Here is an 18,411-nt window from a genome sequence, read left to right as displayed (position 1 = left end):
CTCCTCAGTGAGCCTGCATGTCTGCACGGGACTGTTCAACGATGGCAATAAAAGCGCTATTCATATCGTTTACACCCTCTAACTGCGCCATCCTACGAATCTGTTGAGGTGTGCCAATCGCCAGCAACTTCCCTGCATCTTGAATCGCAATCCGATCACAATATTCAGCTTCTTCCATAAAGTGTGTGGTCACAATTATGGTCATGCCTTGGTTCGCCAACTCTCCAATGGTGTACCAAAAAGAACGCCTTGCTAAAGGATCAATACCACTGGTCGGTTCATCCAAAAATACAATTTCAGGCTGATGTAACAGTGCTGCTGCCATCGACAAACGTTGTTTAAAACCATTTGGTAGATCACCACTTTTAGCATGTGGCTTAAGTTCAAATTGGAGCAACGCTTTATCAATTTGCTGCTTTAACTGTTTGCCCGATAAGCCATAAGCGCCACCAAAAAACTTTAGATTATCCAGTACGCTCAAATTGCCATACAGGGCAAACTTCTGCGATACATAACCAATTTTTGCCCTTGCCTGCGCACGAGCTGTACGCAAATTCATGCCTGCCACTTCCAACACACCACTGCTGGCGGGCAGTAAGCCACAGAGCATACGAAACGTCGTGGTCTTACCTGCACCATTGGGGCCAAGTAAACCAAAAATTTCGCCTCGGGATACATCAAACGAGGTACTGGCCACGGCTGTAAAATCGCCAAAAGTGCGTACCAAATCCTTCACCACAATCACAGGTTTTTCGAGCTGCTGTTTTACATCTGGCTCTGCTTGTAGCGTATCAAAGTTTTCTATCAAAGGTATTGAAGGGTCTAAAGCTAAATTTTCCTGTGCCAATACCGTTTTTTGAGTATGCTTCGCCTCATGTAAAAGTAACATAAATGCATCTTCTAGCTCTGCTGCTCTCGGTTCTGCAACAATGCCTTTGGGCAAGAGATCTGCTGGAAGTGATGGGCTTTCAATTCGCGTAATAAAACGCACTACATTGCCTTTGGGAACTGCATCGGCAATATAATGTTGATTATCGAGTAAATGTGCTTGTAACACCCGCGCCTTCATGTCGGGACTGGGTTCTACTTGCCATGTTTGTCCCTGTGCCTGAGCCGTCAGTTCATCGGGTGTACCTTGCTTTAGGACTTGCCCATCCAACATAACATAAACCTCATGACATCGTTCAGCTTCATCCATATACGCCGTACTGAGGATGACACTCAAGTTCTCCTCCCTCACCAACTGTTCAATGATGATCCACAAATCACGGCGTGAGAGTGGATCGACACCGACACTTGGTTCATCCAACAGCAATAGTTCAGGTGAACGGACTAAAGTGCAGGCCAAACCTAACTTCTGCTTCATGCCTCCAGAGAGTTTTCCTGCGGGACGCTCTGTAAAGCGCGCTAAATCGGTAATCTTGAGTAAACGTGCAAAACGCTCATTGCGAATGTTCATTGGCACGCCATGCAAATCCGCATACAAGTCTAAATTTTCTTGAATGCTGAGGTCTTCATACAAACCAAACTTTTGCGGCATGTAACTGATACGATCTTGCACAGATTGCGGGTCTTTGGCGACATCCATTCCTAAGACCTCTAAGCTTCCAGCGGTTGGCTTATATAAACCTGCGATCAATCTTAAAAATGTGGTTTTACCAGCACCATCAGGCCCGACCAAAGCCGTTAGTTGTCCTGTTTTGATCTGCATATTTATGCCTTGCAAAGCCTGCACATCATCCAAACCTTTTTGTTCTGCTTTAAAGGTTTTGTTTAAATCCGTGGCAATTACAATGCTCTCTACTGACATCGACATACTCCCCTGCCTTAAGGATTGTTCGTGGCCATTGGGCGAGATGATTTGGCTATGTTCACCGTCACAGGTTGTCCCATCTTCAGTTGGTCATTCGGGTCATCGACATAAATACGGACTTCATAAACCAAAGTCGTGCGAATATCTTCGGTCTGTACCGTTTTCGGGGTAAATTCCGCCACAGATGAGATATAACCAATTTTTCCTGTGATGGGCTGATTCGGTTGTGAGTCACGAATGACTTGGGCTGCTGCGCCCATATTGATATGCCCAAGATCCATTTCACTAGCATAAACACGCACCCATTTAGGATGGATCAGGGCAATGGTATAGACGGACTTGTTTGAAGTCGTCATGTCGCCGACTTCTTGTAAACGTGCACGAATAACGCCATTAACAGGTGCCAGCAGCTTACTTTGAGTAATTTGGTAATCAATCAAATCAAGATTGGCTTTGGTCGATTCATATTGTGCTTTAGCCGCTTCACGATCTTCTATGCGTGCACCTTTCAAAAGTAGCTCCAAGTTGGCTTTGGTTTCACCTACGGCCGCTTCCGCCATTTTCATATTGCTTTTTGCAGCATCAACCTCTTGCTTACTCACCGCTTGACCCGCAGTACTCCGATTTAAGACATTTAAACGCTGGTATTGTTTATCGGCATTTTCAAATTGGGCTTGGGCAGACTGTACTTTCGCTTTCGCTTGGGTAATCTCTTCAGGTCGATTGCCCGCAGCTTGCTCGTTTAAGGTTTGCTGTTGAACTTGTAACTGCGCTTGGGCTTGCTGTGCTTGTATGGTAAGTGAGTCAGTATTCAGTTCGGCAAGAACCTGACCTTTTTGAACGCGATCACCTTCTTGAACAGATAAGCTTTGAATACGCCCAGCCGTTTCAAATGCCAGCGAGACTTGTCGAATATCAACATTGCCATATAACACCAGATGATCGGGATCGGCTTTGTCTCGACTGAACCACAAAAATGCAGCCGCTACAGCAATGAGCAATACCCCAACCAGCAGTATGAACTTACTTTTGTTCATGTACATCAAACCTTCGCTTAGTTTTAATACAAGTTTAAATTTAATTTAAACTATAACAATTCAGTTAAGAAAGATATACTTCAAGTCTAAATTTTGATGCAGAGTAAATAATGTCTAGAGCTGGACGTAGCGATGGTGATTTAACCAAATCGAAAATTTTGGATGCTGCTGGCCACCTAATTGCTCAGGATGGTTTTGCAAAAACCACGAGTAAAGCCATTGCCAAGCTGGCCGAAGTCGATTTGGCTGCCATTAACTATCACTTCGATGGTCGTGATGGCTTATATCGTGCCGTACTTGCCGAAGCACATACGCATTATATTGATGAACAAGAACTCTTGACCTTGCTTAACAGCTCTAAAACGCCTACTGAAAAACTGGAAGCTTTTTTTGAAAGCCTGATCGGTAAGCTGGTTGAAACCGATGTCTGGCATAGCAAGGTGTTTGTTCGTGAACTTTTTTCACCGACCACTCACCTATACACGTTTATGCAAAATGATGGTGCGCGAAAGTTTCTTTTGGTCAAAAAAATTATTAGCCAAGTTTCAGGCATTGATGAAAATCACCCTGCACTTTTGCCTTGTGTACTCAGTACAGTCGCGCCCTGTATGATGCTGATTTTGGCAGATGCAAATGGGCCAAGCCCACTTAAAAATGTCTCCAAGCTTGAACCGGCGCTTTTAGTCAAACATCTCATGACCTTTTCAGTCGCAGGTTTACAAGCCGCTAAACAACTTTATCTTTGATAAACCAACTGTCCTTGCTTATAGGTTGCAAGAACGTTGATGTCTTTGATCTTAGACGGATCAATTGTGATTGGATTGTCACTTAAAACAACAAAGTCACCGTATTTCCCAGTACTTAATGTGCCTTTGATGTCTTCTTCGAAATACTGATATGCAGCCCAGTCCGTCATCGTTTTAAGTGCGATATACGGGCTGACTTTTTGTGCCTCACCCAAAACTTTGCCTGTTCGCGTGGTGCGATTAACCGTTGCATCCAGCACCATCATGCTTTTCGGTGGGATAACAGGGGCATCATGATGCTCGGTGAAAATCATGCCTTTTCTTAAAGCTGAACCCGTCGGTGAGATGTGTTCAGCACGCTTTTCACCTATGGTTTGTGCCACATGCCAGTCGCCCCAGTAATAAGTATGTAGAGAAAAAAATGAGGGAATCAAGTGAAGCCGTTTCGCCCGATCCAGTTGATCCTCTCGCATGGTTTGCGCATGAATAATCACATCTCGTCGCTGTGAGGCATCATATTTCTTTTGCGCATTGGCAATCACATTAAGGTATTGATCAATCGCGGCATCACCATTGGCATGTGCCAAAATTGGCCACTGCTCTTGAAAAGCCAAATCAATCATGTGCTGGACTGTTTTTTGCTCTGGAAATGCAGGATAGCCACGATAGTTCTTATCTTTCCCTTCAGGTGGAACCACATAAGGTTCTGTTAACCACGCTGTTTTACCTTGGGGTGAACCATCTAAGCTAATTTTCACGCCGCCAATTCTAAAGTGATTGACATAGTTTTTGCTTACACCTTTTTCGAGCATATACGCCTGTTCAGAACTAATATCAGGATAAGAGACGACATCGATGGCTAATTTGTTTTGATTGGCCAAACTGCGCCAAAGTTCTGAAGTACCACGATCAGCTCGTCCTTCTTGCACCGTGGTATAACCATTTTTCATATAGGTCTGTACCGCAGTCAACGCCATCTGCTGCATCATTTCAGGTGGGACCGTTTTAAAAGCCTGTAACATGGCTTCAATCACAACACTTTCTTCCAGTACACCATTCGGAATATTGGTCCCCACCACACGTCGAATCACACCACCACTGGGGTTACTACTTTTTTCATTAATGCCTAACAACTCTAGCGCTTTGTGATTCACAGAGGCCAAATGCCCTGACTGATGTAAAATCAGCACAGGTTGAGTCGTTGAAATCTGATCTAAATCTGTGGCTGTCGGATGGGCTTTCTCTTGTAGCTGGGCATCATCATAACCATTGCCAATAATCCAGCCAGAAGTCGCTTGGACAAAAGTTGGATTTTGCTTCGCCCACGCCTTCATTTCTTGGATAAGTGTGGCAATACTCACCACCTTGCCATCTGGCGGCGGATATAAATTTGCCACAGTTTGCTGCATACCGACAGAGTTTAAATGGCTATGTGCATCGATGATGCCAGGGATGACGGTCTTGTTATTCAAGTTCAAACGTTTAGCTTGTGGCGCAAGCTTTTCAGCCTCAGACAATGTGCCTGTATAACGGATCTTTCCATCTTGAATTAACATGGCATCGACATAGCTGGGCTGAATGCCTTGCATGGTTAAAATGGGGCCACCATAGACCAATAAGGCATTTTGCGTCTGTTGTTGTGTATTTGAAACGCTGCCAGACGGGCTGGTTGTACAACCACTCATCATTACCACAGAGGAAGAAATCAGAGCCGTAAGTGCAAAAGAAACTTTATTAAAAAGCATGGGTTAAACACCTCATATTGCTAAATATTATATTTTGCTCCATACGAGCATTCGTTATAGGTATAAAACTTTAATACAACACATTATCACTCTACCTTAGCACTTTAAGCCAGCTCTTGTCAGGCAGAATAGGGCGCTCCATATTCAACTGTCTATTGCAATAATTTTAAAATATGCTGCAAACGGACATTGTCTATATTTTCTTTATATACTGCATAAATCGGCGCAATACATGGGCTATTGGCCTTAAGCGTTTTATAAACAATCTGCTTATTCCAAAAGTCACGAATGGCCTCAGGCACGATGGATAAACCAATCCCTGCAGCAATCAAGTTTAAGCTTGAGGTTAAACGTGGCGCTTCTTGTACAATTTTGGGACTAAATCCAGCTTGGTAACAACTGGCCAAAATATTATCGAATAAATCTTGTCCAGCTAAACGTCGGTATAACACAAAGTCATGCGGTTCAAGATCCAGCAAGTGAATCGGTTCGGCTTGTTCAGCCAAAGGATGATTGTTGGGTAAAGCCACAATGAGCGGTTCATCTAATACATGTAGACTGGTTAAACCAAGGCCAATCGGTGCAGGTTTGCGTAAGAACACAATGTCATTTTTTTCATTACTAATGGAGTCTATCAGCGAGCTACTGCCATCTTCTTCCAGATGAATTGAAACACGTGGAAAAGTTTCCCGAAAGTTACGCAGCAAGGCCGGTAAAAAAGGATGTAAGCCAACCGAGTTGGTAAAGCCAATATTAATCTGACCTTCGACCCCCAAAGAAATATCCTGCACACGTTTAGGAATTAACTGTGCATGCGCCAATATCGCAATGGCTTCTTTGTACAATACCTTGCCCGCCTCCGTTACCTCAACACCACGCGGCAAACGCTTTAGCAGTTGTGTATTCAACTCTTCTTCCAAGCTTTTGATAATCCGTGTCAACGGTGGTTGTTGCATATTCAAACGAACAGCTGCATGCGAAATATTACTTTCTTCTACCACTGCAACAAATGCTCTGAGTTTATGGATATCGATCATGTCTGCCCTATTAAACATACTTTTCCAGTATATATAACGTCAAAAATAGCATTTTTCAACATATCTCTACAGGTTCATACTGAGCACATTCCACAAAAGGCGAAAGACATGAACACTGAAGTGCTCCCTGCTGAACAAATAACCCATCCAACTTCACGGGAATTATTTGCAGGCTTTATGAAGCTGGGACTCATGGGCTTTGGTGGCGTATTGCCACTTGCACATCAAATGGTTGTAGAAGACCAAAAATGGCTCAACACGGAAGAGTTCACGCACTTATTGGGTGTCTGTCAAATCCTCCCTGGAGGAAACATCATTAATATGGCCGTTGCCATTGGTTATGAGTTTCAGGGGGTTAAAGGTGCGATTAGTGCCGTTCTCGGGTTAATTTTTGCACCGACGGTGATTGTGATTTTGTTGTATCAGCTCTATGCACAATTTCAAAATATCCCCGTGATTCAGCACATGATACAGGGACTGGCAGCGGCAGCAGCAGGTTTACTGTTTGCCATGGGGCTAAAAATGCTGAAACCCATTCTGAAAAGTTACCTCACGATCTTTACTATCGCGCTGACCATTGTCTTTATGCTGATTGTTAAGATTCCCTTGGCATTAACGTTACTGATCTTAGTCAGCATCAATGTCGCGGTCTTAAGCTTGAAAAAAAGAGGACAAAACGCATGATTTTACTCACCTTAGCCATCGTTTTTACCCAGCTTTCTATATTGGCCTTTGGTGGCGGCAATGCCATTTTGCCTGAAATGCAACATCAAGTAGTTGAGGTGCATCGTTGGCTTACTGCCACAGAGTTCAGCACCATGTTTGCCATGGCGCAAGCGGCTCCGGGCCCCAATATGATGATTGTGCCACTGGTCGGCTGGCATGTGGCTGGACCTGCTGGACTGTTCGTGACTTCATTGGCAAAGTTTGGGCCATCTTCTGTACTGACTGTATTTGCACTCAAGTTTTGGAATCAGTTTAAGGATCATCCACTACGCAGCATGTTTGAAAAAGCACTGAAACCGATTACCGTCGGCTTGGTTTTGGTCAGTGCCTATATTATTGCCGCAGCATCTGCTCAGAACTGGTTACTTATCGCGATCGTTATCGTGGCGACGGGGTTAAGTTTAGTGAAAAAAATTCATCCACTGTGGGTCATGCTCTTCGGAGCAATGTCAGGCGCACTGTTTTTATAAACGGTGTGTCATAAAAGTTCGTGTTCAATAGCACATACTTTCTATTCTATTGTTACTTTTAAATAAATAGCATAAGCCTTAGATCTGATGCCCAAGATGTAAGGCTTAATGGTTTGGTCAATCACCACTTGAAAAGAAAGCAAGTGTCTAGGAAATATTTCCACCCAAAGCAGTCATTAATTGCGCTGTATTTTTTAATTGGATTTGTTGCAACTCTAATGTGCTCTGTTCAGCTTGCAGCCTTAAATTCTGCGCCGTGACCACTTCCAAATAACTGACTAAACCTGCGTTATAACGTCGCATCACCACTTGTTCATTTTCTTTGGTTAGTTGTAATAACTGAGCTTGTTCAAGTTGTTGTTGTTTCAAACTTGAAGTTTGCATTAAAGCATCATCAACTTCCTTCCAGCCCGTAAGTACAGCTTGCTTATAGGCTGCTAATTTTTCGTCATAGCTTGCCTGGGCTTGAGCAATTTCAGCTTGGCGTTTTCCACCATCAAAAATAACCGAAGCCGCTTCTAGTCCCGTAGACCATAAATATGCAGGGGCTTGGAACAGCTGACCTAACACTTGGCTATTTAAACTCGCATTAAGACCAATACTCATATCTGGCAACCAAGCCGTTTGTGCTAAACCCAACTGTGCATGTGTACTCGCAAGCTCCCGCTCTGCACGAATCACATCGGGACGTTGCATGAGTAAGCGACTGGGTAACTGTGCAGGTACAGTAGGAATACTCAAACCTTGCTGACGTTTCACCAGTTGAAACTGAACCACACTTTTACCCTGCAAGACCGCCAGCACATTTTCCTGTAAATTGCGTTCACGCTGCGTTTCGATTTGCTGTATTTGCACTTGTTTCAACTGTGTTTCTGCCTGTATCACATCTGCCCGCGCAATCATCCCTGCTGTATATTGGTTTTTTAAAATTTGCACTGAACGTAGGTAACTTTTTTGGGTTTGCTGCAATACATCCAGTTGCGCATCCAAAACACGAATGTTCCAATAGGCCTCGGTCGCCAATAACTGTTGATTCAGTTTCACTGCGGCTAAGTCCGCCTGCACCGCTTCTAAATTTGCCTGTTGTCCCTCTATCGCTTTCGCCACACGTCCCCAAACATCAGGAATCCAGCTGGCCTGAACCCCTGTGCTAAACTGACTGTTTGGAGATGTATACTTTGCGCCATTACGCTTGGCAGCACCTTCTAAGCTTAGACTGACAGAACGACTGGCTTTTTGCTGTTCAAGTAAAGCATTGGCTTGTCTATAACGTGCCTCGGCCTGTTTCAAATTTAAGTTTTCTGCATTTAACTGTTGCAGCAGTTGACTTAAAACGGAGTCTTGATAAATGTCCCACCATGCAACTGTCTTACCTTTTAACTTTACGGTTTCTGTCCAATTAAGCACTGCATATTTGTATTGTTCATCTACATGAATCAGCGGTTTTTTATATTCGGGAGGACGTACGACCGCCGTAGAACTACATGCAGTCAACAACAACACACAACTTAGGCTTAAGACATTTTTATAAACCAAACCTGACATTCTATTTTCCTATTTCTTTATCTATTTGCCTGAGCTTGGCAGCACAAATTTACGTTTAAATCTCGAACAAGATTCAGCCCATTTTTCAAAGAGCAAATACAAAACAGGCGTTGTGTACAAAGTTAAGAGCTGCCCAAGCGCTAAGCCGCCCACAATGACCACACCCAAAGGCTGACGTAGCTCAGCCCCCTCACCCCAACTACAAGCCAACGGAATTGCACCCAATAATGCTGCGGTATTGGTCATTAAGATCGGGCGAAAACGCAGAGCCGCCGCAGACAATACAGCTTGATATGCTGACTTTCCTGCACGCCGTTCATATAAAGTAAAATCAATCAATAAAATGGCATTTTTCACCACGATACCAATAAGTAAAAACATGCCCAACAATGCAATCAGGGTGAACTCAAAGTTAAAGATCCATAAGGTTAACAGTGCGCCCAAAGCCACAGCGGGTATGGTCGATAAAATCGTTAATGGATGTACCACACTTTCATAGGTCACCCCAAGCACGATATAAATCAACAAAATTACCGCAAGAATTAGCAACGGTGTACTTAAGCCCGCTTGTAAACTTTCTGCTTCTACATCTTTATCCGTGGTCATAAAAACGTTGTTTGGCAACATCACTTCAGTTAAAACAGATCGGATCGCGGCATCGGCCTGTTCATAGCTATAGCCCTGTTTCACCACATAACCAATACCCATCGCGGCATATTGATTACGTCTATACACTCGATCATTGGTAATTCCATAAGACCATGTCGCAAAGTTACGCAGCGGCACAGCTTGTCCATCTTTATTAGGAACTTGTACATTGGCTAAGGATTCAGGATGTTCCGTGAAGTGCCTATCTACCTCCATGACCACATGAAACTGTTGGGTCGGATCATAAATGGTTGAAATCTGGCGCTGTGCAAATGAGTTGTTCAGTACACTTGAAATGCTTTCAATATCAACGCCCAAACGGCGTGCCGCTTCACGGTCTACATCTAGGGTGACATGCTGCGCACCTTCATCCCCCATAGTTTCCACTTCCTCAAGTTCAGGCAGTTTTTGCATGGCCTGCGCGACTTTCGGCACCCATTGGCGTAGCTGTGCAACATCATCTGACTGTAGCAACAGCATATAGTCTTGACCACTACCGCTTGAAAAAGGATCATCCAGTTCTAATTCTTGTTCCACACGTGCTGAGAAAATTGCCCCAGCCTGCCACGGCGCATTTTGTTTCATACGCTCGACAATGGCATGTGAGCTTTGCCCCTCACGCTCTGCTTTGGGTTTTAAACTCACCATGAAAAAGGAATTGGTGGTTCCGCCTGCTCCCCCTGAAGTTCCAACCACATCTTTTACAGCAGGATCACTCAACAAGCTTTCACTAAAGGCTGCAATTTTGGGTTGCATAATTTGAAAGGAAAACCCGTCATCACCACGAATAAAAGCCTCAACCCGTCCTGTATCTTGCTCAGGTAATACTCGTTTAGGGAGGTGCTGATAGACATAGAATGAAGCACCTATCGCACCTAGCCAAAATAAAATCACGACATAGCCATGTGCTAGCATCCATTTTAAAGATGTTAAATAAGCATGATTGAACTGCTGCATGCAGCGATGGCTAAATTGATATAAAGGCTGATGTTGGTCGCTCTCTAACGGTTTTAAACAACGTGCAGATAAGCTTGGTGTTAGGACCAAGGAAACAAAAACAGACAACACTACAATAAAAACTAAGGTCAGTGAAAACTCGCGGAACAGTCGCTCAATCACACCGCCCATAAACAACACTGAAATGAAAATCACCACCAAAGCCAAATTCATGGCCACTAAAGTCAGACCCACTTCCTGAATCCCTTTAATGGCAGCCTGTACAGGAGAGTCTCCCTGCTCAATATGACGCTCAATGTTTTCTAGCACCACAATCGCATCATCCACCACCAAGCCAATAGCGACAATCACCGCCATAATGGAGAGGTTATTGAGCGAAAAGCCTGCCAAATACACCAAACTACACGCCCCGACCAAAGTCACCAACATGGCAATACCCGGCACAAGAGCACTTTGCATACGCCCTAACATCAAAGCAACGACAATAATGACCAACAGCATGGAAAACAACAACGTATCGCGGGCTTCCGCTAAACCTGCGCGAATGATTTCAGAACCATCCATCACTGTAGTCAATTGTGCGTCTGCGGGAATCAGTGATTTTAATTCAGGCAGTTTTTCTTTGATCTGATCAATGGTCGCCACGGTATTGGCATTGGGTTGACGACTAATTTTGATAATCACCGCAGGTTGACCATTATGAAAACCACTGACATAGCGGTTTTCAACAGAATCTTGCACCTCAGCCACATCTTTTAAACGTACGATGGCTTGAGCATTACGATGAATCACCAAGTTGGCAAAATCTTGCGCTTGTTTTAAATCGTTCGACAATGCGACTTGCCAACGAAGTTGATCGGTTTCAACCACGCCTAATGCTTGTACTGTATTGCTTTTTTCAATTGCAGTACGAACTTGTTCCAATGAAACGCCCTGTGCAATGAGTGCATTCGGATTTAAGGTGATCCGCACCGCAGGCATAGACGCGCCATCAATTTCAACCTCACCAACTCCACTTATCTGCGCAAGATTGGGCTGGAGTTGATTGCTGGCAATTTCATATAATTTACCCGCAGATAAATGCGCTGAACTCAATGCCAAATAAAAAATTGGGCTTTGGCTTGGATTAACCTTGAAATATTCAGGTGGGCTAGGCATCCCTGATGGAAGCTGTGACATTGCAACATTAATGGCCGCCTGTACTTCTCGTGCCGCCTCATTGATATCGGTCTCTAAGTCAAAGTGCAAAGTCACTTGCGTTGCATTTTGACTACTGGAAGAGTTAATTGCTTTTACCCCAGAAACGCCCATCATGGCCCGTTCTAAAGGTGTTGCAACGGTCGCCGACATACTTTCAGGACTTGCCCCAGGTAAACTGGCCCGCACCACGATGGTCGGAATATCTGCCTGAGGTAAGGACGCCACAGGTAAGCGGAAATACGCCAATACACCAAGCAACACAATTGCGATGCCCAGTAACACACTGGCAACAGGACGATGAACCAAAGCAGAGAGTAACTTCAAAACTCGCTCCTTGTTTCATCAAGTTCAGCTAAAGGTAGCTTCGGCTTTTGAAAAGCATGCTGTAAACGGTCAAAAAACAAATAAACCACAGGCGTAGTAAATAGCGTCAGTACCTGACTTAAAATCAAACCACCGACCATGACAATCCCTAGAGGCTGACGTAATTCAGCCCCTGAACCTGATGCCAACATCAGTGGAATAGCGCCAACCAATGCCGCCAGTGTCGTCATTAAAATGGGGCGGAATCGCATCAACGCCGCCTGATAAATCGCTTGCTGAGGCGAAAGACCCTCTTGGCGCTGTGCTGCCAAGGCAAAGTCCACCATCATGATGCCGTTTTTCTTCACCAAGCCGATCAATAAAATAATACCGATTAAAGCAATCATATCGAGTGGTCGACCGACCATAAACAGCGCCAATAAAGCCCCGATTGCCGCAGATGGTAAGGTTGAAAGAATAGTGATGGGATGAATAAAGCTCTCATACAACATCCCAAGCACGATATACATGGTCACAATCGCGGCGATCACCAACCAAAAGGTATGCTGTTGCGAGTTTTCAAATGCAGCAGCAGCCCCTTGTAGCTGAAGTTTAACTTCAGCAGGTAAATTGAGCTGCTGCTCTACACGTTGAATGGCTTGAATGGCATCTCCCAAAGCTACGCCTGTTGCAAGGTTGAAAGAAATACCGTTGGCAGGAAATTGAGCTTGTTGCTGTAAAATAATCGGGACTCGTTTTTGCACAATGCTTGCCACAGAGCTCAGTAAAATTGGCTCTCCACTGGCATTATGAATATACGTTTGCTCTAAAGCCTGTATGCCATGCGTTAGCTCTGGTGCTAGCTCTAGCACTATGCGGTACTGATTCGACTGAGTATATAGCGTTGCAATTTGTCGCTGCGCAAATAGATTTTGCAGAGCCAAACTTACATCTTCGACTGTTAAACCAAGCCGTGCGGCTGCATCTCGATTAATATCAATATAGGCTTGTAAACCTAAACCGCTGTTTTCACTGCTTACTTCTGCAAACTCAGGTTGTTGGCGTAAAGCATCCACCACAACAGGTGTCCATAACGCTAAATCTGTGTTTTTTGCTGCTGTCAAACTGAGCTGATATTGAGTGCGACTAATTTTATCTTCAATACTTAACTCCTGCACAGGTTGCATCCAAGCTTTAATACCCTGAACATGACCCAGCTCTTCACGCAAACGTGCCATCACTTGATCTGCACCCGCTCGTTCTGCATGTGACTTTAAGTTAATAAGAATTCGGCCATTACTGAGTTTCGGGTTATTGGCATCAATACCAATAAACGAAGACAGGCTTTCAACAGCGGGATCTTTTAAAATTTCAGCCGCTAGTGCTTGCTGGCGCTCACTCATGGCTTGAAATGAAATATCATCTGGGGCTTCGGTCACCACTTGGATAACGCCACTGTCCTGCACAGGGAAAAAACCTTTAGGAATCATCCAATACAAAAAACCTGCGAATAACACTGTGCTGAGCATAACGGCCAGTGTCAGGGTTTGATGCTGAAACACCCATTGCAAAGCTTTTCCATACTGCTCAATGATACCATCCAGACTCCATCTATTCGCTGAAGTTTGATGCTCTGCTTCTTTTAATGGCGCTTTGCCTTTGAGCAAATAAGCGCACATCATCGGCGTTAAGGTTAAAGAGACCACTAGAGAAATTGCAATTGCAGCTGCTAAAGTCACTGCAAACTCATGGAACAACCGTCCGACTACATCGCCCATAAACAGCAGCGGAATGAGAACAGCAATCAATGAAATGGTTAAAGAAATGAGCGTAAAACCTATTTCTTTCGACCCTTTGAGCGCTGCTTGCATCAGGCTTTCACCAGCTTCACGATGTCGTGCAATATTTTCCAACATCACAATCGCATCATCCACCACAAAGCCTGTGGCAATGGTCAGTGCCATTAAAGTCAGGTTATTGACTGAAAAACCTAAAAAATACATCTGTACAAAGGTACCAATGATTGACAGTGGAACGGCAATACTCGGAATAATGGTGGCTGATAAATTTCTTAGAAAGAGAAAAGTCACCATGACCACTAAACAGACCGCAAAAACCAATTCCTTTTGCACATCGTGGATCGAACTACGAATACTCTCTGTACGGTCGGTCAGTACTCGAATTTTGACGTTTTCAGGCAGGTTCTTTTGCAGCTCAGGCAATAGCTGCTTAATCTGATCGGCCACTTGAATGACATTGGCATTCGGTTGACGCTGCACACTCACCAAAATAGCGGTTTGGCTGTCTGCCCATGCCGCCATATAGCGGTCTTCACTACCTTCAATCACCTGTGCCACATCTTTTAATCGAATCGGAGCACCGTTATTCCAGCGTAAAATGAGGCTTTCATAGTCGCCAATTGAACGGATTTGATCATTGGCATCTAGCATAGTACTGCGATAGGGCCCATCAAAACTGCCTTTGGGTTGACTGGCATTGGCCGCATTGATTGCGGTGCGGACATCTTCGGCACTCATTTTATAAGCGGCAAGCGCAGCAGGATTCATTTGCACCCGTATTGCTGGTCGTTGCCCACCAGCAAGGCTCACCATACCCACACCCGTGAGCTGAGAAAGCTTTTGTGCCACCCGTGTATCCACCATGTCATAAACCGTGGTGAGGGGTAAAGTCTCTGAACTAATCGCTAATGTAATGACAGGCACATCGGCTGGATTGACCTTTCGATATACTGGTGGCGTTGGCAAATCACTTGGTAATTTACTGCTGGCGGTACTTAGTGCCGATTGTACTTCTTGCTCCACCACGCCCAGTTCAGCGCTTAATTCAAACTGTAAGGTAATGACAGATGCCCCGACAGAACTCTGCGAAGACATTTGCTTTAAGCCCGCAATTTTGCCCATTTCCCGCTCAAGCGGTGCAGTGATAGTTCGTTGTACCGTGTCGGGGTTTGCCCCAGGCTGAAAGGTATAGACCTGAATAATGGGGTAGTCGACCTGTGGTAAAGCCGACACTGGCAAAAGCCGCCAAACCAATAAGCCACTAAACAGCAATGCCAGCATCAACAACGTAGTTGCGACTGGACGGACAATAAAGAATTTTGAAATATTCATATCTTATCCAACAGCAGATTTTGATGTGGCCATCGCTTGAGGTTGATCCGAGACAATTTGAACTTCTTTGCCTTCTGCAAGTCGGTCAATTCCTTCTAAAACCACCTGCTCCGTACCATTTAAGCCTGTTAAAACTTGAATCTGCCCATTAGAACTTAAGCCAAGGGTGAGCATACGAATTTCTGCTTTTTTCTGCGAATTGACGATATACACATAAGTGCCTTTGGCCCCATGTTGCACGGCGTCACTTGGAATACTGATGGCATCTTGAACGGTATGTGCATTTAAACGAACATTGACAAACTGATTGGGAAATAAAACATCATCACGATTATCAAAAATGGCCTTGATCTTTAAGGTACCTGTATTGGCATCAATCTGGTTATCCAACGCCTGCACCTGCCCAACCGCAAGTTGCTTTTGTTCTGCTTTATCCCATGCCTTGACTGGGACTTGATGTCCCTGTTTCATGTTTTCACGCAAATGAGTCAAATCATGTTCAGCAACTGAAAACTGTACATAAATAGGATGAACTTGGGTGATGCTGACCAAACCTGTCGTATCATTGGCCTGAATTAAATTACCCGCATCTTTCTGCTGAAAACCAACTCGTCCATTAATCGGTGAATAAATTTTGGTATAAGACAATTGTAATTTGGCTGCATCAACCTGTGCACGATTGGCCTGTATTTGCCCTTTCAACTGATTGACTAAAGCGAGCTGTTGTTCAACTTGTTGTTTAGCAATGGAGTCTTGCTTAAACAGCAGTTGATAACGTGCTAACTCAGTTTCTGCATTTCGGAGTTGGGCTAAGTTTTGCTGTTGTGTCCCCTCTGCCTGTGCCAAAGCCACTTGAAATGGTGCAGGGTCAACTTGAGCAAGAAGTTGTCCTTTTTGAACAGTCTGCCCTTCTTTAAAATAAATCTGCTTGAGAACGCCTGAGACCTGAGTTTGCACATTCACTGTATGGGTCGGAACAACCGTCCCAATGGCTTTGATTTCCACCTGCAGGTCTTGTCGCTGCACAGGTACAACACGTACAGGCACAGGTTTATCCCATTGACTATATTCTTCACTAGGCTGAGACATGGCCTTTTTCCAATACAACCCTCCCATGCCTAACAATAAAATGACAATGATGAATCCAATCCAAAGTGTTCGACGATGAAGAAAATGCTTTGCTGGGTTGTTATTGTTCAATGGCTCACTCATTACATTTCCTATTCATTACAAAAAATTCTCGCCCAACACATACTGTTCAAAATCGGAAGATCCATACAATTTTTTAAAATTTGATCAAATTAAGTATTTAAAAAATTGAAACTTCCTATCCCAAATCACGCATATCTATTAATAAGACGGATGAAAACAAAAAACAGCTCATGCTAAATGTTGCGATTTGTAATTGCATTTAATAATGATTATCATTAATATTCAACCTTTCATTTCTTTATCCCACTTTTACTGCTGAGATTCAGGATATTTTTCTAGGGTCATGAGTTAAAAATATGAACTTAAATGTCCAAAAAAAATTGTGGTTTAGTCATCTCTACAACACCCATCAAACAACATTGTTGTCATGGTTCAAACACAAACTACAACACCACCATCAGTCTGAAGACCTGAGTCAGGAAGTGTTTTATCGTGCTCTGAAAAGTGAATATTGTTTTGAAAAAATTAAAGAGCCTCAAGCATGGCTCATGGGTATTGCTAAACATGTGATCATTGACCACTGGCGGCATCAGCATGTTGAAAGGTTGTATTTAGATGCGTTGGCACAGCTACCAGAAAACTACTACCCTTCGGCAGAACATGAGGTGTGCATTCGAGAAACCTTGTATCAGGTTCATCGTATGCTTGAGAAACTACCGACGCGCACATCTCAAGTCTTTTTGTTGTCTCAGTTAGATGGTCTGACCTATCGAGTGATTAGCGAAAAGCTGAATATTTCTGAAGCAACGGTAAAAAGAGATATGAAGCAGGCTTTTTTAGCCTGTATAAGTCTTTATAATCCAACCGACTAATCGATTTCCTTACAACTGCTATGTCACAGCCTTCCCCTCTTCCTGAAAGTATCTTAGATGCAGCCGCGGATTGGCTGGTGCTGATTCATTCTGGGGAAATCACCGAAATACAACTACAGCAATTTGAGCAATGGAAATCTGAAAGTAAGGAACATGCTTTAGCCATTTCGCAGATCGAACGTTTTACACAAGGTTTATCGGGCTTACCTTCCTCTTTCCAACCTGATGCATTAGTCGAGTCTAAGCAAAAATTTAATACTTCTTTAAAACACAATATGCTGTTTGGGCTATCGGGCTTTTTAGTCCTTGGTTTAAGTGCATATAGTATGCCTTGGGCAAAGTGGCAAGCCGACTACCACACCCAAGTGGGTGAAATTAAAACGGTGCCTTTGGCAGATGGCACGAAGCTGATTTTAGCCAGTAACAGTTATGTGAATGTCGACTTTTCAAAACAAACTCGACAAATTGAATTGGTGGAAGGCGAAATTTATATTCAGACGGCAAAAGATCCGCAGCATCGTCCATTTATGGTTACGACCCAAGATGGCAAAATTGAAGCACTGGGTACACAATTTACCGTTCGCCAAGAAGACCGACATCGCACCAAAGTCAAAGTTTATGAACATGCGGTAGCATTATATCCTGCTGAAACAACGACACGAAAACTTTTACAGCAAGGTCAACGTACCAGTTTTGATGCCAGTTCAATTTCAGTCATCAACCCGCTTCAAAATGACCAACCCTATTGGACACAACATTTACTGGTTGTAGAACAATGGCCACTTAAAAAAGTGCTAGATGAATTGTACCGTTATCAAAATGGAACTTATTTTATCGATCCTGAGTTAGAAAAAGTTCGTGTTTCAGGGGTGTTTTCATTAAAAAACCCAAAGCAAAGTCTAGAGAACTTGGCCTATACCCATCAGCTTGAATTGGATTATTACAGTGCTTATCTATTAAAAATAAAAAAAAGATAAAAATTTGACCCTTTTTTTGAGCTGACTCGACTTATACAGAAATACACTCCCA

The 18,411-nt window shown here is 43.7% G+C and carries 13 protein-coding genes; 5 read left to right on the top strand and 8 right to left on the bottom strand.

Going from position 1 to position 18,411, the window contains the following annotated elements:
* Positions 1–4 precede the first annotated feature (4 nt).
* Together PTT44_RS08900 and PTT44_RS08895 are read right to left on the bottom strand one after the other, a co-directional pair.
* Entirely contained in the window at positions 5–1,810 is a 1,806-nt protein-coding gene (locus PTT44_RS08900; RefSeq protein ID WP_171527564.1) for an ATP-binding cassette domain-containing protein, read from the bottom strand.
* Positions 1,811–1,827: 17 nt separating this feature from the next.
* On the bottom strand, positions 1,828–2,850 hold the full coding sequence (locus tag PTT44_RS08895) for an HlyD family efflux transporter periplasmic adaptor subunit (protein WP_168159741.1): 1,023 nt from the start codon (positions 2,848–2,850) through the stop codon (positions 1,828–1,830).
* Positions 2,851–2,960: 110 nt separating this feature from the next.
* Here PTT44_RS08895 and PTT44_RS08890 point away from each other — a divergent pair, with 110 nt between their 5' ends.
* Complete coding sequence (locus PTT44_RS08890) at positions 2,961–3,596, top strand: CerR family C-terminal domain-containing protein (RefSeq protein WP_168159742.1); 636 nt, start codon at positions 2,961–2,963, stop codon at positions 3,594–3,596.
* Here PTT44_RS08890 and PTT44_RS08885 read toward each other — a convergent pair.
* The gene (locus PTT44_RS08885; protein WP_168159743.1) at positions 3,587–5,341 is read right to left on the bottom strand and encodes an amidohydrolase; all 1,755 of its coding nucleotides are present in this window, start codon (positions 5,339–5,341) and stop codon (positions 3,587–3,589) included. The two genes, PTT44_RS08890 and PTT44_RS08885, sit on opposite strands and share 10 nt — an antisense overlap.
* 152 nt (positions 5,342–5,493) lie before the next feature.
* Entirely contained in the window at positions 5,494–6,378 is an 885-nt protein-coding gene (locus PTT44_RS08880; RefSeq protein WP_168159744.1) for a LysR family transcriptional regulator, read from the bottom strand.
* Between the two features lie 108 nt (positions 6,379–6,486).
* Here PTT44_RS08880 and PTT44_RS08875 point away from each other — a divergent pair, with 108 nt between their 5' ends.
* Entirely contained in the window at positions 6,487–7,062 is a 576-nt protein-coding gene (locus tag PTT44_RS08875; protein WP_168159745.1) for a chromate transporter, read from the top strand.
* Positions 7,059–7,574 carry a chromate transporter gene (locus tag PTT44_RS08870; protein WP_168159746.1) on the top strand — a complete coding sequence of 172 codons (516 nt, stop codon included), beginning with the start codon at positions 7,059–7,061 and terminating at the stop codon, positions 7,572–7,574. The genes PTT44_RS08875 and PTT44_RS08870 overlap by 4 nt, the downstream gene beginning before the upstream one ends.
* A 147-nt stretch (positions 7,575–7,721) precedes the next feature.
* On the opposite strand, the gene PTT44_RS08865 is transcribed toward PTT44_RS08870, so the two are convergent.
* Genes PTT44_RS08865 through PTT44_RS08850 form a run of 4 tightly spaced genes read right to left on the bottom strand, consistent with a single transcriptional unit; the run spans position 7,722 to position 16,570 of the window.
* Positions 7,722–9,119, bottom strand: a complete 1,398-nt coding sequence (locus tag PTT44_RS08865) for an efflux transporter outer membrane subunit (protein WP_168159747.1) — start codon at positions 9,117–9,119, stop codon at positions 7,722–7,724.
* A gap of 21 nt (positions 9,120–9,140) precedes the next feature.
* A complete protein-coding gene (locus PTT44_RS08860) occupies positions 9,141–12,248 on the bottom strand; it encodes an efflux RND transporter permease subunit (protein ID WP_168159748.1) in 3,108 nt (1,035 codons plus the stop codon).
* Positions 12,245–15,358, bottom strand: coding sequence for a multidrug efflux RND transporter permease subunit (locus PTT44_RS08855; protein WP_273795619.1), 3,114 nt, complete (start codon positions 15,356–15,358; stop codon positions 12,245–12,247). Before PTT44_RS08855 ends, PTT44_RS08860 begins: the two co-directional genes overlap by 4 nt.
* A gap of 3 nt (positions 15,359–15,361) precedes the next feature.
* A complete protein-coding gene (locus PTT44_RS08850; RefSeq protein WP_168159750.1) occupies positions 15,362–16,570 on the bottom strand; it encodes an efflux RND transporter periplasmic adaptor subunit in 1,209 nt (402 codons plus the stop codon).
* A 296-nt stretch (positions 16,571–16,866) separates the two neighbouring features.
* Between PTT44_RS08850 and PTT44_RS08845 the strand changes: the two genes are divergently transcribed.
* Positions 16,867–17,382, top strand: coding sequence for a sigma-70 family RNA polymerase sigma factor (locus tag PTT44_RS08845; protein WP_168159751.1), 516 nt, complete (start codon positions 16,867–16,869; stop codon positions 17,380–17,382).
* Positions 17,383–17,402: 20 nt separating this feature from the next.
* On the top strand, positions 17,403–18,359 hold the full coding sequence (locus PTT44_RS08840) for a FecR family protein (protein WP_168159752.1): 957 nt from the start codon (positions 17,403–17,405) through the stop codon (positions 18,357–18,359).
* Positions 18,360–18,411: the final 52 nt, after the last annotated feature.

The organism is Acinetobacter sp. Gutcm_16 (assembly GCF_028649355.1).
GTDB classification, from domain to species: Bacteria; Pseudomonadota; Gammaproteobacteria; order Pseudomonadales; family Moraxellaceae; genus Acinetobacter; species Acinetobacter johnsonii.
The sequence above is the reverse complement of the archived record's forward strand: the minus strand, read 5'-3'. Positions and strand labels throughout refer to the sequence as shown.